This window comes from Sphingobacterium siyangense (genome assembly GCF_007830445.1).
Taxonomy (GTDB): Bacteria; Bacteroidota; Bacteroidia; order Sphingobacteriales; family Sphingobacteriaceae; genus Sphingobacterium; species Sphingobacterium siyangense.
In genome coordinates, this window is the sequence record NZ_VLKR01000007.1 from 47,293 (window position 1) to 71,021 (window position 23,729).

A 23,729-nucleotide genomic window follows, 5' to 3' on the forward strand; every position below is an offset into this window, starting at 1 on the left:
GGGGGCAAAGCGGGGCTCCCCTTGTTTTTAATAGATCCAAAAGATCAAAGTGCAAAAATTATCCAATAATGAGCAAATCTTGATATTTTATTTGATCTCAGATTGACGTATAATAAATATGTTGTGTTTGTTATTTATATTTAGTAAACCAATGTTGAGTACCCTAAATACCGACGCACTATGAAAACACTACAGTTTAATATCCCCGTGATACAAGGACAGAGTATAACTGTTCAAGAGGATATATCGGAATCTTTCTACCCGCATTTGCATCGTCATCAAGAAGCGCAACTGATGTGGATTACAAAGGGAAGAGGTGTATTGCTCGTGGATGAAACCTTGCATAGCTTTAAAGAAAACGATATCTTCTTCATTGGCGCAAACCAGGCGCATGTATTTAAATCTGTTTCCGAAGATAAGGCGAGCGATGCGGCACGTTCGATTTCCATATTTTTTGATCCTGCTGGGAGATTAAAACAGCTCTTTATGTTGGGCGAATTTGAACCATTGGAGCAATTTTTAAAACAGGATTCCAGGGGGTTTAAGATTCCTAAGATGGATTTCGAAGTGGTATCTAAGCGTATTATGTTGTTAAAACAAGCCGAAAAGATAGATAAAATGATGCATTTCTTTTATTTGTTAAGAACACTATCTCAAATTTCAAAGAGAACAGATTCACTCTGTCCTGAACCCATGGAGGCTGCCGTCTGTTCGATTGGAAAAAATAACCGAATTGAAAAGGTTTGTCATTATATCAATACACATTTTAAACATGGGCTTACTTTAGAGAGTGTAGCAGAAAGTGCACACTTGTCGCCACAGGCATTCTGCCGTTATTTCAAAAAACACTGTGGAATTACCTTAGTTGGTTATCTAAACCGGATACGAATTAATGAGGTTTGCAGTCAATTGGGAAAAGATCATTTACATTTGGAAAATATCTCATTTATCGCTTATAACTGTGGCTTCAATAGCATTACAAATTTTAACCGCGTATTTAAACAGATTATCGGCTGCACACCGAAAGAGTATATTTTGCGCTATGATCAGCGATATACAGAAAATACAATTGTTTCATATGTTTAGTTTAAGGCCACGTCGTGAGACGTGGCTTTTATGCTTATTTGACACTACTTTCAAAATGATAAGTACCCGAACCTATATCGTGGCTGGAATCAACGAGTACAATTTTTGCCCGTGTATTTGCCGGGACGGTGACATCTAGTTTCAATAGATTATTCTCTAACAGCCAGGCCGATTTTACCGTACCGTACACCGTTTCAAGTTCTGCAGATGCATGTGTTAATTTACCACCCGGTTTTGGAGCAATAACGATAGATTTAAAACCCGGAGCATCTGCTGCCGAGTTAATTCCAGCTATTGTTCGATACATCCAGTCGCCAATAGCGCCATAGGCGTAATGGTTATAGGAGTTCATGTCTGGAGTTTGAAAAGATCCATCAGGTTTGATACCATCCCATCTTTCCCAGATGGTGGTAGCGCCCATTTTCACTGGGTAGAGCCACGAGGGATAACTCTCTTGCATCAATAGATCGTATGCAACGTCATTGTGTCCAAATCGAGTCAAGACATGGCATATATAAGGGGTACCCAAGAAACCTGTCGTGAGGTGGTTGCCATAATCCCGGATGTTGGTAACAAGGCGATCAGCACATGCGGCTCGTAATCCTTCAGGCAACATATCAAATTGCAGTGCCAGTACATAAGCCGTCTGTGTACCGGATACGAGGCGACCTGTTGGAGTCATATACTCCTTTGCAAAGGCTGCTTTGATGTTAAAAAGTAATGCCGTGTATTTGGCAACGTCTTCTTTTTTGCCTAAGACCTCCGCTGCGTTAATCAGTAGTTGCGTCGAGTGAGCATAAAAAGTCTGTGCGATTAGATATTTATCGGTTACAGCGGCTCTTCCATCATTATCATCATTCGGACGGTAAAAAAGCCAATCCCCAAAATGAAAACCTGAATTCCAGAGATTATTTTTCGCAACAGAAGTAATATAACCCACCCATTTTTGCATACTTTCGTATTGTGTTTCCAATATTCTGCGATCTCCATAAGCGCGATACATATCCCAAGGAATAATTGTGGCTACATCGGCCCAACCAGCTGACGCGCCATCATTGATCCCAAGTACATTTGGTACGACATGAGGAATGAGTCCGCTGGGTTGTTGGTCAGCTTTGACATCCTTTAGCCATTTCGTAAAGAATCCTGCTACATCCATGTTGTAAGCAGCGGTATTCGCGAAAGCTTGTGCATCGCCTGTCCAACCTAAGCGTTCATCGCGTTGTGGACAGTCGGTAGGTACATCTACGAAATTTCCTTTTTGTCCCCATTGAATATTGTGCTGCAATTGGTTGATTAGGGGATTGGAAGTCGTAAATTTACCCGTTGTCGCCATATCAGAATAGAGAGCCACGGCCGTTAGATCATCGGATTTTAATTCTCTGGGATAGCCCTCAACTTTAACATACCTAAAACCCTGAAAAGTAAAATGTGGCTCAAAGATTTGTTCGGCCCCACCTTTTAAAATATAGCTGTCCTGAGCCTTGGCAGATCGTAGATTTGTTGTATAAAAATTACCTTCTTTAGTAAGTACTTCAGCATGACTTAGTGTAATCTTTGTTCCAGTAGGGCCCTGTGCCTTTAACATCACCCATCCGACCAAATTTTGCCCAAAATCTACCACAGTTTCCCCTTTTGGGGTTTTAAATATGCTGAGGGCTTTAAACTGCTCATGTTTCCTAACGGGAGGACCGCTCATCGCGATAAGCTTTTCCGTTCCTTTGTTCATCACATTTACATTCTTCCAGTTGCTATCTTCTTTAAAATCAATATTATCCCATCCAGTAATCTCCATTCTAGCATCGTAAATCTCTCCATCATAGATATCCGACGCCATAATAGGCCCATAAGTATACTTCCAGTTCTCATCCGTATTTATTGTTTCCCTTGTGCCGTCGGTATATTCGACCTCAAGTTGTAAAAGCAGTCCCCTTGTATCGCCATAGAAATTATGTTGGTTCCCAAAACCAATACGGCCTTTATACCAGCCATTGCCAAGACTTGCGCCCAACGCATTCGAACCCACTCTAAGCAATGCTGTAACATCGTAAACTTGGTATTGCAAGTGGTTCTTGTAACTGGTCCATCCCGGAGCAAAATATGTGTCACTTATACGGACGCCGTTAAGCTTGGTTTCGTATAGGCCTTTTGCCGTAATGTAGGCCATCGCTGATTTTATCTTTTTTTTCAGGCTGAATTCTTTTCTGAAAAGTGGACTTCGGGACGAAGTGTCCTTTCCTGAGACAGTGATCCATTGTGCAGACCAATCTGAGGCAGAGATTCCCATTTGAAAGAATCCAATTGTGGACCAGGCAGATGTATTGCCGTGATTGTCTGTTACCCGGACTTGCCAAAAATATTTTTTCTTTGACTGAAGGGGAGATCCCGCGTAGTCAATTAACACAGATTGGTCTGTGGAAGCACGATGTTTCCAAACTAGATCTTTATCTTTATTTAAGAAAGTTTTGTTTGTTCCCACTCGGATTTCATATTCGGTTTGTTGTGTGTTTTTCTCCGTAGAGGTTATTTTCCAGCTCAATCTCGGAATCTCGGTTTCGATGGCTAATGGATTGCTCAGATGTTCTACCTTTAGGTCAATTACCGCTAGTTTTTGAGCGAAAGTGGAGAGATTTAGCACGATCAGAAGTCCTAATATTCCTAATTTTTGAAGCATAGTCTTCATAGATGGTTTTATATTTGATTAATAACGTGTTGTTTGGAGTATAAAAGTAATATAGCTATTATCCGCAATAAATTTTATATAAGCGTCATGTACTATCCTGACACTAAAGAAAAACTTGTCTTATGCTAAGGTCGATTGGAAAATCTATCTATAAATTCGTTAATAATAACGGAAAATCGAGGTCGTGTTTAATATTCAAAAAATAAAAATTCGCAATGGAAAATTATAGTCAAACTATCCAGTTGGGTGTAACAAAAGATCGGGTCTTTAAAGCACTAACCGATGAAATACCATTTTGGTGGACAACCATGTTTGAGGGCTCTTCCAATAAGAAGGACGATAGATTTACAATTCGCTTTGGCGATCTTATTTACAAAGTAATGCAAGTGGAAGACTTACATGAAAATGCAAAAGTTGTTTGGCATGTCGAAGATTCATTGATAGCCCTTCCCGGATTGAAAAATCAAAAAGAATGGATTGGCACAACGATCGTTTGGGGCATCACAGAAAAAGAAAACGGGATTGTGTTGCAACTTGAACATATTGGCTTATCCCCTGAAATCGAATGCTATGATATTTGTACAGATGGATGGCGACAATTTGTGAAAAGTTTAGAAGCATATATTGAAACAGGTAAAGGACAGCCTTTTTCGAATTGATCTTTGCTAGCATACCAAAATAATAAACTGTGAGCCTGCCCTTGGGGGCTCCAGCATCTGTTTCTCCTTCGAGATTAATAATCCCTAAATCATTACCGCTATAATTTTTCTTTCTCCAAAAATACCATAGACTTGATTCTAAGCTGTCTATCACATATCCATTGGATCCCCGCTCATCTTCAGATTTACTCCTGATGTTTGTAGAATGACACGGTCGAAATAAAACCACTCCACTGTGGAAAAATTGATTGGATCTGAATTCAATGGAACTAGGATAGCTACTATAATTTCTGGTGGAAGCTTTGTTAATTGTTTGATTAATTTATGAAAATAACAATTAAATTAATAATCTGATTAATGAAATATTTAAAATTATTTACGATATTTGAATGAATTATAAAACTGCAAGAAAATAAAAATTAACATGCTTTCTGAACGATTGCTGGCCTATAAGACCTGTATCGATTTGTAAGATAAGTATTTCTAGAATTGAATAAAAACAATGGAGTATTTTTCCCAACTTGGATACCATTCTAACGAAATCGTAAAATTCGCTGCCGCTAGCGGAATCTTTTCCCTACTTTTAAAATGTGGTGAAGTAATCCATTTTACACCACAAGATCCTGAGCATTTTAGAGCCTGGTTGATTGAAAAAAATATCGAAGATATTAAAAGCGAAAAACAGCAGCGAGAATTTTTGGGGACTAGCATTTAATACCATAAAACTGTTGTCAAGTTTATGGATTGTTAACGAATAGTTGTTTTCATATTGCAGTTCCAGTCTTTTTTTTACATTTTCCAGCCCTATGCCCGAGTGTCCTGTCGAAGCTAATTGCGGATAGTCCTGATAACTATTACTGATGTTGAATTGAAGTTTTCCTTCTTCCTCAACACAGGATAGCTCTATACTTCCTTTTTGATTTGGAAGGCGGTTTACGTGTTTAAATGCGTTTTCGACAAAACAGATGAGCATCAATGGTGCAATATATAAATCCTTTGAAGATTGATTCCATGAACAGCTTACATCCAGTTCGTTACCCCACCGCATTTTTTCTATGGCTATAAAATCCTGTAAATATTGCAGTTCGCGTGTTAAAAGTACGAGCGGTTGGTTGCATTCATAGAGCTGATACCTCAGAATGTCCGAAAATTTCAGAAGCAAATAATCGGCCATTTCCACATTCTTTTTCATGAGGATATGAATATGGTTCAAGACATTAAACATAAAATGAGGATTGACCTGATCCTGTAAAAATTTTACCTGACTTTCAAGAAAATTCTGCTGCAATTGACCATGGATACGTTGAATATCTGCATGTTCCTGATAAAATCTAATTCCGCAGGCCGTACCATTGATCAGTAGGGAAGATGGAATTGCTTGATAGAAATGAGTGAGTATTAGCTCTGTCCGTTCATGGTTAGCTATTCCTTCTTTGGTGAGAATGAAATAGAAATTTATACTTCCAATTAAAATAGCTAAAATAACTACAAAAAGCACTGCTTTTAGTACAAGAGGTTTCATTTGTTGAGCCTTGATCGCTCGCGGTAGAACCCGGTCGCTCAGCCACTGCGATACAATAATCGAAGAAGCCATGATTAGCGAGGTGTGCAGTAAAGCCTGGAGCGAATCGAACTCGCCTTTTATTTGAATCCATACAGCAAACCCAAGAACGAACCAAAAAGAAATGAGAAAAAGATGTTTATTTAAATAGTTTTTTTTGAACATATGACGATTTAAAAAAAATACCTTTGGAGCCTGATTCCTAGGTAGCTCCAAAGGTAAAACTTATTCATTGTTTTAGAAGATAAAGTAACCCAATCCAATAGAAAATGCCTGTGGTTTGGATTTAAAAGATTTATTAAGGTCAGAAAAACCGCGTTCATAACGAACATCGAGTGTAAATCGCTGAATATCGACTCCCAGACCGCCGGTAACTTGTAAGTTTGATTTGTCAAAATGTTTGATTCCTTGTTGTATTGCTTTTAGAGGCGGCAAGTTGTCGTTTAGCGTATAACTGTAAATTACACCAGCTAATACCCGGAAATTGATGTCCTGATTTTGGTAGATTTTGTAGCCTGCAACGACGGGGATATCAATCGCATTCCATTTGAGTTTGCTTTCGGTTTGCCCTTGCGGTTTAAGTGCTGCTTTTCGTTTATTGAAAAGAGCTTCACCCTGGATATAGGCTCTTCCAAGATTAACTCTTGCCATACCCCCTATGTGTAATCCTATGGCATATTTGTCATCTAAGTCTGCTAATTCGGTGTTGAGTTTGTTGAGACTACTTCCCCCTTTTATACCCAATTGAATGAAAGGTTGCTCCTGAGCAAACAGTTTTTTGCTAAACATCATGGCAAATAATACGATGCATGATAAAATTGCTTTGTTATTCATTTTATATTGTTTTGATTTGTTCAAAAGAACGAAAGATCAATTCCTTGGCAAAAAGAGTTTGACGAACGGCATTTTTGTAGTGACGAAAGTTAATATAGCGATGATTAGTCTGTCAAGATGTCTATTTATTTGTCAAGATTTCTGGCCTAAGCGTATTTTTTTTTGGGATTGATGGGGAAAGGTCTATTGTTTTTTTTAACTTACAAGATAGATTTTGTTTGGTAAATTGTGTTGTATAAATAATCGATTTCATGAAAAATCCATTGAAGCTAACGTTTTCCTTTTCTTATCTGGTATGGCCCTTTTGTCTGCTTATACTAACATCCTGTTCTAAAGAGGGACTTAATTCACAAGGAGGTCTAATAGATCCCGGTTTTAAAGCTGTCAACTTACAAACCGGAATCAAGGAAAATGTAATTCCGATCAAAGCGGATTTATGGTATGTATCCTATGTCAAAGATGCCCTTACAGGAGAAATATTGAAAGATTCCACTGGAAAAAAGCTCAAGTTGGAGCGTACGGGCTCGATTGGGGTTGACGGCGGGTGGCTACAGTTGGAAAAAACAATTAATAACGAGCTTAAATTGACCTTATTGGAAAATTTTAGTGATCAGCCTAGGAATTTTGCTATTGGCATATTATCAGCGGATAAAATGGATGAAGTGAATTTTATTCAAACTAGGGCTGACGGATATGAGTTGGTCAAAAAAGAAATCAAAGAAGTGAAAGAAAGCCGGAAAATCTATGTCAGTACCGAAGGGTGTACTGCGATGAATCTGGTAAATAGCTCAAATAGAGAGCGAAAAGTCGATATCACTGCCATTTTTAAGGACGTAAAGTATAGTTCCGAATTCATAAGTGACAGCTACGGCGCTTTTGACTGGCTCAATAAAACAGACTCTACGATCTTCATGGATGAATTAATGGTAAATGGTGGAGTTCGCTGGCAAGGTAAAGTTCCTTACAGCAAAGGCAAAACTTTTGAAAATTATATTAAATCTGGAGATAAACAAGAACTGCTGCTCAAGCCCAATGCCCAGATAACCGCGAGAGGTGAATTCAAATACCTCGAAAGAACTTGCAATTATATCTTCACGATCAAGAATAAAACATCCGGACACGAATTCCAAGTGAAGGGTACCTGGAAGCAAAAGGTTCCGCTGACCCCACGGACTATTTTGCAATAAGATTATTTATGAGGTTTTAAGCATAACAACAATATAATGACCTTTTTGTAATTCTCGGTAAATATAAAAGCCACATCATCTGATGTGGCTTTTTTGTGTTCTGCTTAATGGCTATACAATGTCTTATTTGACTTGTGTAATTGTTCCGTTAGTAACGCTTCCCCAATTTGTAAGACTTCCATAAACAATTAATTTGGACTTACTGTTGGCAAATTCTACCTTTCCGCTACCATTAATAGTCAAGTTACCGTATACGACAACTTCACCGTCAATAACCATCTTACCATTGATAAATGAAGTGGATTTTGATACGACAGTTCCCTGAGAAAGTGAACCTGTTACACTCAAGATACCGCTTCCGTTTACGGTAAAAGTTCCACCAATAACACCTGAGCCCACCAAATTCATTGTTGAATTGACGTTAATGTTTTGCTTCAAAGCGATTGAACCATACATATTGAATACACCGCTGTTGATGTTAACAGAATTTCCATTGATATTAAGTGTGCCACACCAGTTAAAATTCCGGTTGATATTGACATTTGAGGCAAATGTTTTTGTATCTGAGTAGCTCGCTTCATTATTGACATTCAGGTCTCCTTGTGTACTGCCTGTGAAAGCTGGATAAGTACCATTACAGCTTGGAGTTGTTGGTTTCAGATCGATGAGTTTAAGAATTTTTAAGCCACCTTTTCCCGTTGCTACAAAAACATAGTTATCTCTACTGATCACAAAATTACTTGAACTGTTGTCAATCGCATTGAAACTTGCACTACCGATATAGTTAAAGTTGTTTTGTGTATCAAATTGATAGGCTGCGATACCAGCACCACCGTTGGCAACAAATACACGTTTGTCGTTTGTAGATACAGCATTGGTCACAATATCTTCCGGATCCATGTTGCTGTCATCAGGACTTACTGGAATACTAATGCGTTTATCTAGAGCTCCTGTATTTATATTATAAATACCCAAGCCCTGAGCGCCTTCAGAAGCTAAAAGATAACTGCTGTAAAAATCGATAGTACGCTTTGCTGAACTTGGATTTTGACTCACATTGATTGTTTTAACCGGATCAAGATTATTGGATACAACTTTTATCCCCTGTGTTCCTGAAAGCACATACACTTGATTCTGGTATGTTCTTACAGATAGGAGATCCGCAATAGTTACCGATTTTTCGATAGCACCCGAAGATTTATTGATTTTAGAAATAGCACCCGCATTACCTGAAACAGCATACTGGCTTTCGTTGTTAAAAGTAACATCTGTTGCCACATAGCTTGGCAGACCTGTATAACGATAAGCATCGGTAGGTAATCCATTCTGAAGTGGTAAAACAATAAGAACTGCAGGTGAGGTCATTTTTGCCAATACACCTTCATCTGCTGCTCCAGCTAAGAGTAGGCTATTGCCATCAACTGCCAATGAGCTAATGTCGATATTCGGCAATTTAGCATTTACGATAAGACGTGGGTTATTAATATCTGAAATGTCGATGACATCGACACCACCAAGATAGCGATCGCCTTCGGTATTGTAACTTACATAAGCGTAGTTGCCCGAAACAGCAACATGGGTTGCCCGAAGCTTATTGCCTTCATAATCCGGAGGAGCGACTTGTGCGACCAAAGCTAATGAGAAGTCTGGGTTTTGAGTGGCAGTTACTGTCGAACCATTGGCTGCGCGCTTACCGGATGCTAAAAGATTAGATAACGGCAATAAACCAGCATTTTGATGATCTAAACGTGCATTCAATTGACTTGCATTATTGTCGATAACAACAGATTGATTATTTTTAGGGTCATCAATGGTATCATTGTTTTTGTTACAGCTAATAATAGTAGTCAAACTCAATGCTAAAAGTGGCAGGTAAAATTTCTGTTTCATAATATTATATATCTATCACAAAAGTAAACCAAAAATCTTGTAGTTAAGTTTTGTTGCGGTTAATTTTTATAAAGCTGTAGTTGTTTTACTACTACATTTTATGTTGTATAAACTTCGGCTGAACACAAATTTTCCCATTGCATGTTCAACTAAGTTTAGCATCTGTAACGCTCGCAACAGCTCCCTTTCAGCTGTGTAATGGGGTGCTTAAGAAATGTGGTTTTCTCTTCGACTAGATTATGAAATGAAATTGATAATTTTGAAAATAGTTAAACCATTCAAAAGCCTGTAAATTATTTGTATGCAAAGAATAATATATTTTACCGTTGGATGCCTACTTTTCAGTGCTATTTATCTGCAAGGTTGCATGAATAGTGGAAGTACCATAGAACGGCGGAGAAAAGAATCCTCGGTCCCGATACCATCTAATTTTGATTCACTGGAGTATTATTTTGTGGATATTGATTTATTTAAAATAGGTGAATTGGAGGACAAAAAGAATAAATCTGAGAAAGAGCGTCTTTTGTTATCAGTACTGGAAGATGATAAGTTGGATCTTTCCCTTTTATCTCATTTGAAGAATATAGGCTATGTTAGAGGCTCACTGGATCAATCTCTCTATCGTGCTGTCGACTCACTATTTTTCTTAAAAACAAGAACAGATCATGTCGACACCTCTTGTATTTATGAATTTCGAGATATCCTTGTGTTCTATAAAAATAAGCAATGCATTGGGATCGCTAAGATCTGTTTTGATTGTAAAGCTATGGTTTCATGGAGCGAAAAACCAAATTTCGCAGGTTTCGGTGATTGGGAAGATTACGATAAATTGCATCTTTTACTCAGGGGGAAATAAAATTTCACCTTTCGAATTCCTTTATTTTCAGATTGTTCTAAGGTGTTTGGCCAAAATACCTAGTACAAATATCGCTGAGTCAGCGGGCTGTTATCAATAGCGACAGTTGGAAAGTGTCAGTTGGGGGCTATCTTGTGAAATGTAGCTTTTTGTGTTGAATTAATTTTTAAGATAACGTTTTTTGTATATTTTTAACAGCTCATAAAAAAACTGAATGTTAAATTCTGCGTTCTTATGTTCAGCTTGAACGATATGATGGAATTAGCAGTAAGAGGACGTTCAATTGATTTAAGAACAGCGTTACCTAAGCATTAGCTTTATGCAAGCTTAGCCGATATCTTGTATACTAAAACTATTTAAAATGAAACAATGCATAAAAATCGCACTGATCGGACTATTCTTGACATTATCTATAAGCTCTTGTAGCGAAAGACTAAGTGGAAAGGACGAGTCGTCCTTTGACAGTTCCCGTAAAAAGGTAGAAGCAAAGCTGAATGACAAAGAAAAAGCGAACTTGGAAAAGGCCTTGCGAGTGGCACTATCCGAAGCGATGTGGCTCAAAATGAACGAACCTCAAAAATATAATGAGGAATCAATAAATCGTATTTCGTTGGGTATGATCGATGGAAAATCTTACGGTGCAGTATTGGACCTGGCCGATGACATCCTTCAAAAACAACAGGAAAGGAAAATAGCTCATCTTCAAAATGAGATCGATAGTCTACAAAAACATAAAACTGAATTTGAACAGGTAAAGAAAGAGCTGGCTGTTTTTCAGTTGGAACCGATTGAACTGGGACTCGAAGATTTCTTTGGCGAACCTGTTCCCAGAATTATAGTGACTATGAAGTATATGGGTAAAAAGCCGCTAAAAGGAAGTCAGGGCTTTTCGTATGTGCTGAAAAAACGTTCTTCACAAACTATTATCAGTAATGAGCAGGCTGTTTTTGGCGAATCTGACAGTGTGCTCCAGCCAGGTGAGTTTCGTGTCAATACGATAGTCTTCAATCAGCAAAAAAAAGATTATCCTAAACTCTGGAGCTTTCCTCGCTATCCCGTCAAAGGAATCAATCTGACAGATTACGATCTGGAATTAGTTGTGACGACGCAATCGATCAAATCGAATGACCGGGAGACAGTTCTTCCTGAAGGTAGTATAGCATTGATTGATGAAAACTTAAAAAAATTAGAAAAGGAAATTACTGAAGTAAAGAAAGAGAAAATTAGCCTTGACGATTTGGAATTGACGTAATTTGAGTAGAGTACGTAAAATCTTTTTTTCAAATCGCTGCCCAATTTCCCGTTTAATACATTTGTCGATCCTATTTTCGTAAAAATGTCCCTGAATTAAAAAAGGGACATGAATTACAGTTTTATTTTTGAGGAAAGTACCATTTTAAAAGCATGAAATTAGACTTTTATAAGCCGATTAACGAAACATTAAGAAAATACATTAAAGGATATTATTTCATTACTAAAAATCAAGATAGTGGGCCTATTAAGTATTGGACTTTTCCAAATAACTACTGTATTTTAACAGTGAATCAGCAGTTTGAGGTGGAAGATAAAGGGGACCTCGTCACGATAAGTTCTTCTGAAACAAATAATATTATGACTTGCGTTGTCTCTAGGTATACCAAACCGATGCAGATTTTCTATAAGGAACTTGTTGATGAATTGACTATTTATTTTCATCCCTTAGGCATCAATCATTTCATTGAAGATCCTGCAAAGCTCTTTATAAGGAAAACACAGATTGATATAAATTTTTTGGATGGATTTAATGATAAAATGAGGACACTCTTTTCTTTGGATAGAACGTCTCAAATTATTGAACTAGAGTCTTACTTATTGTCTAAACTCAAAGCGGATAAAGATCTTACGATCTTTAGACAAATGCTGACAGATCTCGAAAACGAACTTACGGTCGATCAATTAGCTAAGAAGTATCATTTCTCCCGACAGTATATTAACAGATTATTTTTGCGGAATTTAGGTAAATCCCCCTCTGAATACAAAAAAATACATCGTTTTAGACAGGCCTTGAAAATGCAACATAAATCCAAGCGATTTTCACTTTTGTTAAATACAGGGTTTTACGATCAATCGCATTATATTAAGGACTTCAAGGCATTTACAGCTTTAAACCCGAATAGCTTTTTTAAAGATGTTGATGTGAATAAAGAAAATGTTTGGCTAATTGTAGAGTAGTTTCCATTTTTACAATTTTACTCTTTTCTAAAACCATAAATTTGATGATCAGATGTGCATCATCTGTTTTCACTTTAATTTAACCTCGTATTCCCACAACATGAACTGGAAGACACTACATCTTTATCTGTATACATTTTGCCGGTATTTTATGGCAACTGTAATCATTTCGTACGCTGCCGCTAAGCTCCTGGAAACACAATTTACCTCACAACCCAGCGTGTTTGATAAACCGCTTTCAGCGCTTTCAGGATTCGAATTGACATGGTATTATTTTGGCTATTCCAAATGGTACGGCAATGCAATTGCTGTTGCGCAGCTTATCAGCGCGCTATTGCTCTTTTTTCGCAAAACTGCCAGAATCGGTGTGATCCTTTTTCTGACCTTTATCGTCAATATTTTATTGATGGATTTTGCCTTTGACATTCAGGGTGCAAAAGGTATGGCAACCGTTCTTACCTTAATGGCTGTTTTCGTGCTTTTATCAGATTATAAAGCTTTTTATGCCTTTTTTATTGACAGCGCCCCTTTATTTACCGATGCAGATAGACCTAATTGGTTCAATAAAGTCAGTAAAATTAAATTCATCTATATTCCATTGGCAGCGATTGGAATTGTTACATTATTGGCGGTATTGAAAAACAAGTACCTCGCGAAAGATGAATTGTATGGAGCCTGGGAACATGCGATTACGAAGGAAAGATTATATTTTGAGGCAGCCCAGCATTTTCAGTCAAAATTACCCTGTTCGGTAAAAAATGCAACTGACGGATCTTATCGTGTTTCAGCGGACTCATTGTTGTTTTACCCTCCAAAGGGGAATGATGACTTGGGGAAAGACAGCTTAATTTATTACTCCGGAAAATTTTCCATCAGCGGTAATGAGTTGAAAATTATACAGCACAATAAAACGGAACTATTTAAGAGGATCCGATAGTATCGTTTGACTTATATTGTATTGGTATGACCTGACAACCATGCGAATTGGAGATGAGAAGAAATAAGTAGGGCCCTGATATTAATATCAGGGCCCTACTTATTAGCACTTCTTTGAATGATTGTGAACAGCTTTGTCTGTCTATAATCTCGGCTAAAAAAGTGCAGTTACTTCTTGTCCCACCAGACTTTGGATAGGAACGAGTCACCATTTGTCAAGCGTGCTGCAGCCTCTTTTAAATTTGCTGCGTTTAACTCAGCCTCTTCACTGGAATAAATAGCTCTACGCGGTATTTGTCCGTTGGTGGAACCTGGGTTAGGACCGGGGGTTAATCGAGGATATCCTGTACGTCGCCATTCGGCAAAGGCTTCCATGTCCCGGCCAAATAGGTGAATCCATTTTTGTGTCGCTATTTTCTCCATTTTCTGTTCGTCAGTCAAGCCGCTTAGATTGAGCACAGGTTCGTATGCAGAGGGGATTGCCGTCATATTGTATGGCGGAAGTGCCAGCGCAGCTTTGACCCCTTCTGTAAAGAACGTTTGGGTATTTGCAGGTGTAGCACCCCAGCCAAGAAGTGCAGCTTCGGCTTTGTAAAAACAGATATCCGAATAGGTAAAGGCATAGCTTGGGATCGGTGCAAATGAAAGGCTGAACCAAGTAGACTTATTCGCCGTTGAATAGTTGGCACGAATTAATTGTGACAGTTGGTTATCGGTCAACGAAACCCCAATACCTTGATAGGTTGCGACTCCATTGCTAATGACCGGTTCGGCAAGTAAAGGAAGCCTTGGATCATTGTATTCTTTGAGTTTTTCAACCAGGGTATTAGCCAAATAACGTAGATCGGCACTTCCGGTAGTCATTTGACGTAAAATTGGGTTCTGGTTTTCAGCCTGAGCATCGTTGTAGGTCGGTACTGCGGCATTATCACTGTTGCTGGAGAATAGACCTATAGCAGAAGTCATGGCTTCAGTAACCGTTTTCTGGGCCAAAGAAGGATTGGCGTACCGCATGCGCATGCCGAGCTTTAATTTGAGCGAATTGCCAAATTTTTTCCATTTATCAATACTGCCTTTGTAAAAGAAATCTGAAGATCCGTAAGACAGGTCGCCGCTTGTAAGCTTTGCCATAGCTGCATCGACCTTTTGAACCAGTGCCGGATAGATCTCTTCTTGTTTGTCAAATTTTGGGGTACGATTAATTTCCTTATTGGATTTTGTGATCTCGGAGTAGGGGATGTCACCAAACAAATCTGTAAGGCGCTGATAGAGGTATGCTTCATAAAGCTCGGCAATAGCCAGTTTACTTCTTCCTTCTGCATTGTCTTCCTTGCCGCTTAATTCCTGTTTGATCTGAACGATATTGCGGAGCAAGGTGTAGTGCTGCGACCAAATAAGATTTTCGGGTCCTTCAAAATATCGAGAAACAGGCACTACCGGTCCCCCGGCCCAATGTTGGATCCAAGAGCCGAACTTGTTGTTGGGTAGTTCCCCAGATTCCTGAAAAGTGCCATCACGTAGAATGCGGGCTATGAGTAAGGAAGGGTCTACAGTGGTGACCGATGTCGGCGGCGTATTGATCCGTTCGAAATCTTTGGTACATGAACCTAATCCTGCCACAGAAATAAGTCCGACGATGAATGTATTTTTAAATAGTTTCTTTTTCATGATAAAGGGTTTACAGACCAACAGTGAGATTAATACCGAATGTGCGCATCATTGGAAGTGAAGTTGATTCAATACCAATCGAGCTATTGTTTACATTGAAAGCAGAAGCTTCTGGTGAAAATCCATCAGTTTTCCGTTGAAAATAAAATAGATTCCGCCCATAGACGCCCAATTTTAGGGAGTTAACAAGTTTATGTGGCATCAGCTTTTTAGGGAAAGAATAGGAGAGACTGATTTCGCGCATGGCAATATAACTCATATCATTGATCATTTCTTCGGATACCATGACTTCTTTGTCACTCGCAACAATGTTCCAGTAATCTTGTGCGGCAACCTGCTTGCTGTTTTTTGTTCCTGTACTTGTCCAGTTCCCTGATCCATCTTTTTGTCCGACCATCCCTTCGGCAACGTAGGTGCCATCACGGCCTTCCAAGGTCTTTTTAGAAGTACCATAAATGATCTGCTCACGATTGGATTGGGAGAAGATCACGCCGCCCTGACGGATATCGACAAGTGCGTAGAGGTTGAAACCTTTATATTTAAAGGTATTGGCAAAACCACCCAGCCAGTCGGGTTGCGCATTTCCAAGATCGGTTTCTACACGTCCGGCTGTGCGCAAAGGGAGTCCAGTGGTAGGGTCGATCAACTTATTTCCCTGATCATCTTTGATCCATGCAAACTGTGTCCCAATTAGCTGGCCAAATGGTTTTCCGACCTCCGCAACCACATTTATCCCGCGGTCTGTAGCGAGTAAAAAGCTTTCTACACCGGGATAGAGTGATTCAACTTTATTTCTGTTGCGGTTGTAATTGAAGGTTGTATTCCATTCAAAACCCGATTCGCTTTTGATTGGTGTTGCTCCCAATACAAATTCAATACCTCTGTTGCTAATTTCTCCAGCGTTGATCCTGTTCTTTACATAGAGACTGGAAGGGGCGATTGGTACGTCCAAAATCTGATTCTTTGTCTTGGCTTGATAGTAGGTAAAGGAGAACGAAAGTCTGTTTTTTAGAAATCTCAGGTCTGCCCCAGCTTCGATCGACGTGGTCAATTCGTTTTTCAAATTCGGATCAGGAATAATTTCTGTATAAGAAGCCATCGGTACACCACCATGGGTATACTGGTTGAGACTATAAGCTCCTGTCAGTTGATATGGGTTTCCTGAACTACCGGCCTGGGCCCATGAAGCTCTGATTTTGGCGAAAGACAGTGCATCAGATTGCCATTTGAAGGCATCCGATAAGACTAAGCTGGAACTTACACTCGGGTAGAAAAACGAATTGTTTTCCTTTGACAGGGTAGAAGACCAGTCGTTACGGGCAGAGAAATCAACAAACCAATAGTCTTTGTAACTGAACTGGCCCGATAGATAAGCCGAATTAATCTTGGACTCGATCAGGTCAAATATGTAACTATTTGTCGTGGTGTTATTGATTACAAAGAGATTCGGAACAATAAATTGATTGCCTGAATTTCCTGTCATACGCAAATACCGGCTTTGATGGCTGGCCCCTAAGTTGGCACTGAGTTTAATGTCATCGGTCAATTTGAAGTTGGAGCTAGCGAGGACGTCAAAATTGTCTTCGCGGGCTCTGATGACCTCTTCGCGAATATCACCCTTTCGGTTCAAGCTTTGGTAGGTGTTTATAGGACGGTAGCGAAACCGTTGATCGGTATAGAAGTCCGTACCCCCGGTCGCTGTGACCTTAAGCCAAGGAGCAAAGTCGTAGCTCAGACGGAGTAACCCTATGATGCGGTCCCGACGATCTTCATTGTGGTTTTCATGAATGGTCCAAAAGGGGTTGGCTGTGGAACTATTGGTGGCATAGGTTTTCTCCAATCCTTCCGTCAATCCCGAAAATCCGAGCTGTCTGCTGATCTCCTGTGCGGTCCATTTATACTGTGCCATGATGTCGTTGCCCAAGCTTCGCGGCTGGCTGATAAATAGGTAGGCAGGATTGTCTGCCGCATCGGCCAGTGTTGGCCGGTTTTGCCCCTTTTGTGCAATATAGTTCGCCTTGATGTCAATGTGAAATTTATCGGTTATTTTGGCTTGTGTGCGCAGACCGAAATTGTTTCTCTTCAGCGTATTGGTTGGGATATAACCCTTTACATCTGTATTGGCAAATGAAAAACGGTAGTTTACTTTGTCGGTTCCGCCATCGATACTAAGGTTGTTGACAAACTGTTTCTCCGTTTGAAAAAACGACGAGTAGGTATCTGGTTTCGGTGTTAACTGTAAGATGTTGCCATAAGCATCTTCATAAGTCTGGCCTTCCATTTTTGCACCCCAGCTTGCTCGTGTCGTACGGTCACGTCCGGCGCTCATTTTAGGCATACCACTGTAACCATTTTTCAGCGCTTCACTCATAGAAACAATGGTGCCGTCATCTTTTCTGAAATGTGTAAATGTTCCGTTCAATCCTTGTCCATAGGCATTTTGAAAATCCGGTAAGACCAGCCCATTGCCCAATGAAAAATCTGTACCATAGCTAAAACGGGTCTTACCAGCTTTACCAGATTTAGTTGTGATCAAGATAACTCCGTTACTTCCTCTTTGTCCATAAAGTGCGGCCGCATTCGGGCCTTTTAATACCGACATCGTTTCGATGTCTTCGGGATTGATGTTTCCGATTCCGTCGCCATAATCTGTTCCCCCAGATTGGTTTGGAGATGAAATGTTTTGATTATCAATCGGTACTCCATCAACAACATAGAGCGGCTGGCTATTACCGATAAGTGAGTTGTTACCACGTATCACGACCTTGGATGAACCTCCGGCACCGGATGCGGCGCGGCTTACCTGCACGCCGGCAACTTTACCCGATAAGGCATTCGCCACATTGGTTTCCTTACCCTGCGTCAGCTCGTCGCCTTTGAGTTCAGCGACCGTATAACCGAGCGCTTTTTTTTCGCGTTTGATACCAAGCGCTGTAACGACAACCTCCTGTAGGTTTTGCGCACTCGATTCCAAACTGATATTGATCGCTAGCTTGTCCCTGTCTGTAATGGTGTAATCCAACAGTTCTCTGCTTTTAAAACCGATAGACGATACGCTGATCTGGTAGCCCTGTCCAGCAGGAATCTGGTCGAGTGAAAAAGTTCCGTCAGGCCTGCTGGTTGTTGTTTTTTTCATTCCCCTCGTCGCATTACGTATGGTAACCGTCGCCGAGGGGATGGGCTTTCCTGTTTCATCTTTGATTACTCCGTTAATGGTCGCATTTTGTTGGGCATTAGCGAGAAGATAGCTTGTTGACAAAAGCCCCATGAGGCCAAGACGCACTGCCCAGTTTACGTCGGCTCGAATGTTGGATCTCAACAATAGCATAGTCAGGATACTATGCTTGGAAGGTAAATAATTGTGCATAATTTGTGGGTTATGTGAGTGAATGTTATTCGGTTTGTACATGAATGGTTATTTTATGGAGTGCTTGGATATCAGCTAACATGTTGACGTATGCAGATGCTGTATTTTTATACGTTCCACTATAATATTTATTTTGTATATCTTTAGGTTCAACGCTTAGTTTAAGGCCATAATTATGACTGATGATGTGAAGTACATCTTGCAATGGGAGGTTTTTAAAGATCAGTTGTCCGCTAGTTTTTAAGTAAGATCCCCTTTTGCTGGATTGAGAAGTATTGACTCGGGTTTCGGCAATGATCTGTTGTAGCTTGCTATCAATGCTGATTTCTTCGTTGGGTTGAAACTGTAGATTTAAGGCCTGTTTATTTTCAGAATGCTGATTGCTTTTGACTTCAATACGGCCTTCATAGAGTTTTATTTTCGTAATCGCGCTACCACCTTCTTCCACACTGAAAACAGTGCCAAGTGCGGTTGTTGTCAAATCGGCCGTATGAACGCGAAAAGGCTTTGTCTTATCCTTTGCTACCGTAAATTTGGCTTTACCTTTTAATTGGATTTCCCGCGCTCTAATAGTTGTGAAATCTGAACTGAATTTTACTTCAGAATTGGGGTATAGGTCGATAGTAGAACCGTCTGGAACTGCAATTTGTTGAATGGTATTACCTGAATTGATATAATATAAATTACTTGGTTGCTCTTGTGGTGTGGGCTGGACTTTCTTTGCGCTACGATATGCGGTGTTATATTTAGAAGAATCGATCTGGTTTAATCCCAGCCAAGCTCCGATTCCAATGAAGAAGATAATAGCCGCATATTTTAACCAGTTGAAACGATCCTTATTTTTTTGCCCTATTTGTTTGAAAATATGCCCTTTTATTTCCTTTTGGTTTTTAAAATCCGAATCCATCTCATATGCTTGCCATTCCGTTTCCGGCATAAAATCCTCCCAATAAAACTCGTTATTGGCCAGCGCATTTTCTACTGCGGCAATTTCTTCCGCACTGGCCTTACCGCTTAGGTATTTGTCGATGAGTGTTTTTGTAATCTTCATGTATAAAGATTACGATTGAAAATGAGGTACCCCCCAAAGAAATTAAAAAATAATTTGCATCAGCATACCGAACAGTAAAGCCTTTCGAATGGTTTTTAGTGCTAGTGTCAATTGGTTTTCCACAGTTTTCGTTGATATGGCCAGCTTGTCCGCAATTTCCTTATGCGAAAGATTAGAAAATCGGCTTAGCATAAAAATCTCCTTGCGTTTCTCCGGTAGTTTATTGACAATTTCATGGAGTGTGGAGGTAAGTTGTTTGGCATAAAAATCATCCTGAGGGCTATGGCGTAAGACAAATGTCTGATCGTGATCCAAAAGTTTCTTACGGTTATACTCTGCCTTGACCAGATCGATCACCACTGTTCGGGTGATACAGAAAATCTGGGATTCTATGGTGGCATCGATATTTTTGTCACTCATATTTTTCCAGAGTTTGATAAATACACGCTGTACGGTTTCTTCGGCTAGATAAGAAGATTTGGTTTTATGGATTGCATATTGGTATACTTTGGAACTCCATAGGTCAAAATATTCCTCGAATCTTCGAACGATAAGCGCATAATTGATTTCCATAGTGTAGGCTTGGAATAAATGAATTTAGCGATAATGCGCTTTTGCTCCAAGTTTTTTTAAAAATATTTTGTCTCCTTTCTTAGTGGATGAGATTTGTTTTCTGAATGATCTTCGATGTATGGTTATAGACTCTCAATTGGATATTAGTTCCTTGATCGGATTGATTTAGGAATACGATGTTCCCTTTCTGGTTGACATTCAGTGTGAATGTTTTGTCCTTCTCCATCTCAATCTCCTCTGATTCATTCAAAATTTTTAGCCGACCGGTCGAGCTTTTTTTAGTCTCAATGGAAAATGGACTGGCATCTTCGGTTGAGATGGCTAAGGAACTATGTGCGGGGATTGATGTATTGATATACAAAGAACCTTTTTCTTTTTTTCCTATCCGCTGAACGGTGCAAGACTGGAGGGCAATAAAAAATAGAAAGACGGAAAATAATTTCATAAATAAGGCTGTTTTTTTTATATGGGATCTAATCATGCATTATACCGGAGGTTTTTCCCACTAGATTGGGGTTAGATTACTCCAATGTGGAGGGAAAAACCAGTTATGGTGTTAAAAATACAAAAAATCATAATGACTTATTAATAGAAATGGGGTATTTAACGGATATCTGCATACGATCGTTGTGTATTTATTCACTAGTTCGGTATTTATACCCCTTCTTAAGTGTTTGATACGGGTGTTTCTAAGGTTGCATTTGCACTGGCATAAAGTTTGAATTTTACCCAGCTGTAATAAAATATAATATTCACATTAACACATCAACGTATGAAAAAATTAATTCAAACACTGGGACTCGGTATGCTTATTTTAACGGTATTGGTAGGCTTTACATCATGTAGCAAAGACGATGATCCGGCCGACAACGATCTTTTTGTTGGTAAATATGAAGGCACTATCTCGTATGATGAGATGAATAACAATGACAATGATGTTGCCGCTGCAGAAGGAACAGTTACCGTAACAAAAGTTGGCGATACCTATAATTTCGCTTTTGGAAATGGCATTCCAAATCTCAACGGCGTAGATTTTGAAAAAAAGGATAACGTCTTGGTCAACATTGGTTCGGCAGGTACAGGAGTTATCCGTATTGATGCCGGTAAATTGACAATTGGTTATACAAAAGACAGCAAGGTATGGACGGCCAATTGTAACCGGAAATAATACTAGGAAGAATAGAAAGCGCCTGTTTACTAGGTGAATGTTGTGAAATTAACATTTTATAACATTATTTTTTAAACGATTAGCTGTATGAAACTGTTCTATTGATAAATAACGAAAGGAAAATAATTATGAGCGAATTAACATGGAAAGGCCGTTGGAACGAAATCAAAGGTAAGGTAAAACAACAATATGCAGATCTTACTGATGATGATCTATTATATGCCGAGGGCAAAGAAGACGAATTGGTAGGTAAGCTTCAAAAGAAGACCGGTAAAACACAAGATGAGGTAAATAAGTGGTTAAATGATTTGTAGATTTAATATTGTGTGATAAAAAAGCGGATAACAGCATTGTTATCCGCTTTTTTGATTTAAGAACCTATCAACCGATGATGCTTTTAAGTATTTTGAATTCTTATTACGTTGGACAGATTATTTTGATTCCAAGTACACGATGGAGCAATTGCTTTTTTATTTTTTGTTAAAATTGAAACGGCGTGCAATGCTGAATCCCCAACGGAATTGTCCCTTACGCCAGGAGCTATTTGTTTCGCTAATAAACTGAGATTCTTGTATTGCGGTTGCATTGGTAAAATTGAGATGGAAGATATGTCCTCCGGTAACCATTTCCAAACCGACACCTAATGCATTATAATAACGCTGTCCGCTTACATCTTCACGGTATTTTTTGTTCGACGACTTTCGGAAGGGTAATGTATAGTCTGCTACTAATGCGATCCTATTGCTGACCTTGGCCCGCTCGCCAATACCAAGAGCAAATACAGTATTCTGATCGTTATAAGCTGTATAGCTCCAGTGAAGATAGGTTGGTGCCACAACGAGCGATAGATTTGAGCTAAATTTACGGGCAATGATGAGCTGCGTCATATAACTCAATCGATCATTGAAGTCTTCAAAGCTTGCTGCCGAAGACTTATCGGAGCTGGCAGGAAATGTGGACCTGGAATCTAAAGGCGTCGCGTTTACCTTGGGAATGAGTTTGTAATTCCGATATATTCCCTCGAAGATGACCAGTTAAACCTATGTCTCGCGAGCTTGTACCGTGTTACTAGCCTGTTTGTCCCCCCGAAAAAATTTGAGGCCTGATCTTTCTGATCAGGCAAACAAGTACGTTTCTTTTTTATTGTATATCGTCATTCACTTCAAAATGTATAGAAAATTAAACTTCTATTTCATTTTAATGTGCTGTACGTATGTGAACAATTCGGATAAGAACTGTTCGCATGCGTACATTTCGTTTTTTGAAGAAAATCTTAGATCGTCCATAATGGGCTTTAAAAGGCATAAATGAACCTTGGGGCCAACTGGTATGGTCTTTGGCACGGAGCTATTAAAATTGATCGTATGTTCTTTATGCATTTTGAAGTTTACTTTTTCATTTCAGTCATTCAGCGACTTCTGCTGGTTATTGATCTAAAATCCGTGGGCGACAAGCATTTGGAGCGATAATTTTGAGTCAAGAGATAAGCAAGGTAAAAAAGCACAAAAAAAGATAGTATGAAAACTCTCGTAAAAACATTCACATTAGCAGCTTTAATGGCCGTATCAACATTTGCTATGGCAGCTGAAGGACCGGGTTCAAAATCAAACCCGGTCAGCGTTAATCTATCAACCGCAGACTTTGCGCTAGAGCACTATGTCGCCGTGATCACTGAAGGTGAGTCGGCTGGAATAGAACAATTGTTTGCTGAAGATTTTAATCTAAAGGTCCAAACGGGCACCTTAAAGTCATATAGCCGCTATGAAGTGGTTAAATCCTTGAAAAAGCAAAAGAATATCCACCTGGATTGCGCGGTTAGCACAAATGTAGTTGAACAGTCTACAGATTATATGGTGGCCAGGGTTACTTTGAAATTTGAAAATTTCACCAAAACCGATCTTGTTACTTTAGTGCGTGAAGGTAAAGACTGGAGAGTATCCAAATCGATCAATTCCTATAAATAGAAGCTCATAATTTGCGGGCCAGCTCAGTTATACCA

The 23,729-nt window shown here is 39.3% G+C and carries 21 protein-coding genes; 11 read left to right on the forward strand and 10 right to left on the reverse strand.

The window, feature by feature from the left end; genetic code table 11:
- Positions 1–180: 180 nt before the first annotated feature.
- Entirely contained in the window at positions 181–1,086 is a 906-nt protein-coding gene (locus tag IQ31_RS08245; RefSeq protein ID WP_145327717.1) for an AraC family transcriptional regulator, read from the forward strand.
- A 34-nt stretch (positions 1,087–1,120) separates the two neighbouring features.
- Here IQ31_RS08245 and IQ31_RS08250 read toward each other — a convergent pair whose 3' ends face one another.
- Positions 1,121–3,760: an alpha-L-rhamnosidase gene (locus tag IQ31_RS08250; protein ID WP_145327718.1), complete on the reverse strand. Its 2,640-nt coding sequence runs from the start codon at positions 3,758–3,760 to the stop codon at positions 1,121–1,123.
- Between the two features lie 224 nt (positions 3,761–3,984).
- Here IQ31_RS08250 and IQ31_RS08255 point away from each other — a divergent pair, with 224 nt between their 5' ends.
- Entirely contained in the window at positions 3,985–4,428 is a 444-nt protein-coding gene (locus IQ31_RS08255) for an SRPBCC family protein (RefSeq protein WP_145327719.1), read from the forward strand.
- Between the two features lie 583 nt (positions 4,429–5,011).
- Here the strand turns inward: IQ31_RS08255 and IQ31_RS08260 are convergent.
- Complete coding sequence (locus tag IQ31_RS08260; RefSeq protein ID WP_208734171.1) at positions 5,012–6,022, reverse strand: sensor histidine kinase; 1,011 nt, start codon at positions 6,020–6,022, stop codon at positions 5,012–5,014.
- 204 nt (positions 6,023–6,226) lie between these two features.
- Complete coding sequence (locus IQ31_RS08265) at positions 6,227–6,823, reverse strand: porin family protein (protein WP_145327721.1); 597 nt, start codon at positions 6,821–6,823, stop codon at positions 6,227–6,229.
- A gap of 251 nt (positions 6,824–7,074) precedes the next feature.
- Here IQ31_RS08265 and IQ31_RS08270 point away from each other — a divergent pair, with 251 nt between their 5' ends.
- Complete coding sequence (locus IQ31_RS08270) at positions 7,075–8,010, forward strand: hypothetical protein (protein WP_088160514.1); 936 nt, start codon at positions 7,075–7,077, stop codon at positions 8,008–8,010.
- Between the two features lie 123 nt (positions 8,011–8,133).
- Here the strand turns inward: IQ31_RS08270 and IQ31_RS08275 are convergent, their stop codons facing one another.
- Positions 8,134–9,900 (reverse strand): LVIVD repeat-containing protein, encoded by a 1,767-nt coding sequence (locus IQ31_RS08275; RefSeq protein WP_145327722.1) that lies wholly within the window; start codon positions 9,898–9,900, stop codon positions 8,134–8,136.
- Positions 9,901–10,201: 301 nt separating this feature from the next.
- On the opposite strand from IQ31_RS08275, the gene IQ31_RS08280 reads away from it, so the two are divergent.
- The 4 genes from IQ31_RS08280 (at position 10,202) to IQ31_RS08295 (ending at position 13,904) form a co-directional block, all read left to right on the forward strand.
- Positions 10,202–10,756, forward strand: a complete 555-nt coding sequence (locus IQ31_RS08280) for a hypothetical protein (RefSeq protein ID WP_145327723.1) — start codon at positions 10,202–10,204, stop codon at positions 10,754–10,756.
- Positions 10,757–11,117: 361 nt separating this feature from the next.
- Entirely contained in the window at positions 11,118–12,008 is an 891-nt protein-coding gene (locus IQ31_RS08285; protein ID WP_075991402.1) for a DUF6694 family lipoprotein, read from the forward strand.
- Positions 12,009–12,160: 152 nt separating this feature from the next.
- Positions 12,161–12,967: a helix-turn-helix domain-containing protein gene (locus IQ31_RS08290; RefSeq protein WP_088160517.1), complete on the forward strand. Its 807-nt coding sequence runs from the start codon at positions 12,161–12,163 to the stop codon at positions 12,965–12,967.
- A gap of 151 nt (positions 12,968–13,118) precedes the next feature.
- Positions 13,119–13,904, forward strand: a complete 786-nt coding sequence (locus tag IQ31_RS08295; RefSeq protein WP_075991404.1) for a hypothetical protein — start codon at positions 13,119–13,121, stop codon at positions 13,902–13,904.
- A gap of 167 nt (positions 13,905–14,071) precedes the next feature.
- On the opposite strand, the gene IQ31_RS08300 is transcribed toward IQ31_RS08295, so the two are convergent.
- The 5 genes from IQ31_RS08300 to IQ31_RS08320 all read right to left on the reverse strand — a co-directional run bounded on the left by IQ31_RS08300 (position 14,072) and on the right by IQ31_RS08320 (position 21,007).
- Positions 14,072–15,571, reverse strand: coding sequence for a SusD/RagB family nutrient-binding outer membrane lipoprotein (locus IQ31_RS08300; protein ID WP_075991405.1), 1,500 nt, complete (start codon positions 15,569–15,571; stop codon positions 14,072–14,074).
- 10 nt (positions 15,572–15,581) lie between these two features.
- Positions 15,582–18,938: a SusC/RagA family TonB-linked outer membrane protein gene (locus IQ31_RS08305; protein ID WP_145327724.1), complete on the reverse strand. Its 3,357-nt coding sequence runs from the start codon at positions 18,936–18,938 to the stop codon at positions 15,582–15,584.
- 25 nt (positions 18,939–18,963) lie between these two features.
- Entirely contained in the window at positions 18,964–19,989 is a 1,026-nt protein-coding gene (locus tag IQ31_RS08310; RefSeq protein ID WP_075991407.1) for a FecR family protein, read from the reverse strand.
- A 42-nt stretch (positions 19,990–20,031) separates the two neighbouring features.
- On the reverse strand, positions 20,032–20,562 hold the full coding sequence (locus IQ31_RS08315; RefSeq protein WP_145327725.1) for a sigma-70 family RNA polymerase sigma factor: 531 nt from the start codon (positions 20,560–20,562) through the stop codon (positions 20,032–20,034).
- 79 nt (positions 20,563–20,641) lie between these two features.
- Positions 20,642–21,007 (reverse strand): hypothetical protein, encoded by a 366-nt coding sequence (locus IQ31_RS08320; RefSeq protein ID WP_145327726.1) that lies wholly within the window; start codon positions 21,005–21,007, stop codon positions 20,642–20,644.
- Between the two features lie 327 nt (positions 21,008–21,334).
- On the opposite strand from IQ31_RS08320, the gene IQ31_RS08325 reads away from it, so the two are divergent.
- Both IQ31_RS08325 and IQ31_RS08330 read left to right on the forward strand, forming a co-directional pair.
- Positions 21,335–21,730, forward strand: a complete 396-nt coding sequence (locus tag IQ31_RS08325; protein ID WP_145327727.1) for a hypothetical protein — start codon at positions 21,335–21,337, stop codon at positions 21,728–21,730.
- Between the two features lie 128 nt (positions 21,731–21,858).
- Positions 21,859–22,044 carry a CsbD family protein gene (locus IQ31_RS08330; RefSeq protein WP_046672091.1) on the forward strand — a complete coding sequence of 62 codons (186 nt, stop codon included), beginning with the start codon at positions 21,859–21,861 and terminating at the stop codon, positions 22,042–22,044.
- 156 nt (positions 22,045–22,200) lie between these two features.
- Here IQ31_RS08330 and IQ31_RS08335 read toward each other — a convergent pair whose 3' ends face one another.
- Positions 22,201–22,764: a DUF5777 family beta-barrel protein gene (locus IQ31_RS08335; protein ID WP_342212505.1), complete on the reverse strand. Its 564-nt coding sequence runs from the start codon at positions 22,762–22,764 to the stop codon at positions 22,201–22,203.
- Between the two features lie 273 nt (positions 22,765–23,037).
- Between IQ31_RS08335 and IQ31_RS27295 the strand changes: the two genes are divergently transcribed.
- Positions 23,038–23,199, forward strand: a complete 162-nt coding sequence (locus IQ31_RS27295) for a hypothetical protein (protein WP_157625934.1) — start codon at positions 23,038–23,040, stop codon at positions 23,197–23,199.
- Positions 23,200–23,247: 48 nt separating this feature from the next.
- Positions 23,248–23,694, forward strand: coding sequence for a nuclear transport factor 2 family protein (locus IQ31_RS08340; RefSeq protein WP_083663507.1), 447 nt, complete (start codon positions 23,248–23,250; stop codon positions 23,692–23,694).
- Positions 23,695–23,729 lie beyond the last annotated feature (35 nt).

Coding starts and splice junctions, on each gene's coding strand:
- IQ31_RS08245 (WP_145327717.1), top strand. CDS start 181: ATGAAAACACTACAGTTTAATATCCCCGTGATACAAGGACAGAGTATA.
- IQ31_RS08250 (WP_145327718.1), bottom strand. CDS start 3,760: ATGCTTCAAAAATTAGGAATATTAGGACTTCTGATCGTGCTAAATCTC.
- IQ31_RS08255 (WP_145327719.1), top strand. CDS start 3,985: ATGGAAAATTATAGTCAAACTATCCAGTTGGGTGTAACAAAAGATCGG.
- IQ31_RS08260 (WP_208734171.1), bottom strand. CDS start 6,022: ATGGCTTCTTCGATTATTGTATCGCAGTGGCTGAGCGACCGGGTTCTA.
- IQ31_RS08265 (WP_145327721.1), bottom strand. CDS start 6,823: ATGAATAACAAAGCAATTTTATCATGCATCGTATTATTTGCCATGATG.
- IQ31_RS08270 (WP_088160514.1), top strand. CDS start 7,075: ATGAAAAATCCATTGAAGCTAACGTTTTCCTTTTCTTATCTGGTATGG.
- IQ31_RS08275 (WP_145327722.1), bottom strand. CDS start 9,900: ATGAAACAGAAATTTTACCTGCCACTTTTAGCATTGAGTTTGACTACT.
- IQ31_RS08280 (WP_145327723.1), top strand. CDS start 10,202: ATGCAAAGAATAATATATTTTACCGTTGGATGCCTACTTTTCAGTGCT.
- IQ31_RS08285 (WP_075991402.1), top strand. CDS start 11,118: ATGAAACAATGCATAAAAATCGCACTGATCGGACTATTCTTGACATTA.
- IQ31_RS08290 (WP_088160517.1), top strand. CDS start 12,161: ATGAAATTAGACTTTTATAAGCCGATTAACGAAACATTAAGAAAATAC.
- IQ31_RS08295 (WP_075991404.1), top strand. CDS start 13,119: ATGGCAACTGTAATCATTTCGTACGCTGCCGCTAAGCTCCTGGAAACA.
- IQ31_RS08300 (WP_075991405.1), bottom strand. CDS start 15,571: ATGAAAAAGAAACTATTTAAAAATACATTCATCGTCGGACTTATTTCT.
- IQ31_RS08305 (WP_145327724.1), bottom strand. CDS start 18,938: ATGCACAATTATTTACCTTCCAAGCATAGTATCCTGACTATGCTATTG.
- IQ31_RS08310 (WP_075991407.1), bottom strand. CDS start 19,989: ATGAAGATTACAAAAACACTCATCGACAAATACCTAAGCGGTAAGGCC.
- IQ31_RS08315 (WP_145327725.1), bottom strand. CDS start 20,562: ATGGAAATCAATTATGCGCTTATCGTTCGAAGATTCGAGGAATATTTT.
- IQ31_RS08320 (WP_145327726.1), bottom strand. CDS start 21,007: ATGAAATTATTTTCCGTCTTTCTATTTTTTATTGCCCTCCAGTCTTGC.
- IQ31_RS08325 (WP_145327727.1), top strand. CDS start 21,335: ATGAAAAAATTAATTCAAACACTGGGACTCGGTATGCTTATTTTAACG.
- IQ31_RS08330 (WP_046672091.1), top strand. CDS start 21,859: ATGAGCGAATTAACATGGAAAGGCCGTTGGAACGAAATCAAAGGTAAG.
- IQ31_RS27295 (WP_157625934.1), top strand. CDS start 23,038: ATGAACCTTGGGGCCAACTGGTATGGTCTTTGGCACGGAGCTATTAAA.
- IQ31_RS08340 (WP_083663507.1), top strand. CDS start 23,248: ATGAAAACTCTCGTAAAAACATTCACATTAGCAGCTTTAATGGCCGTA.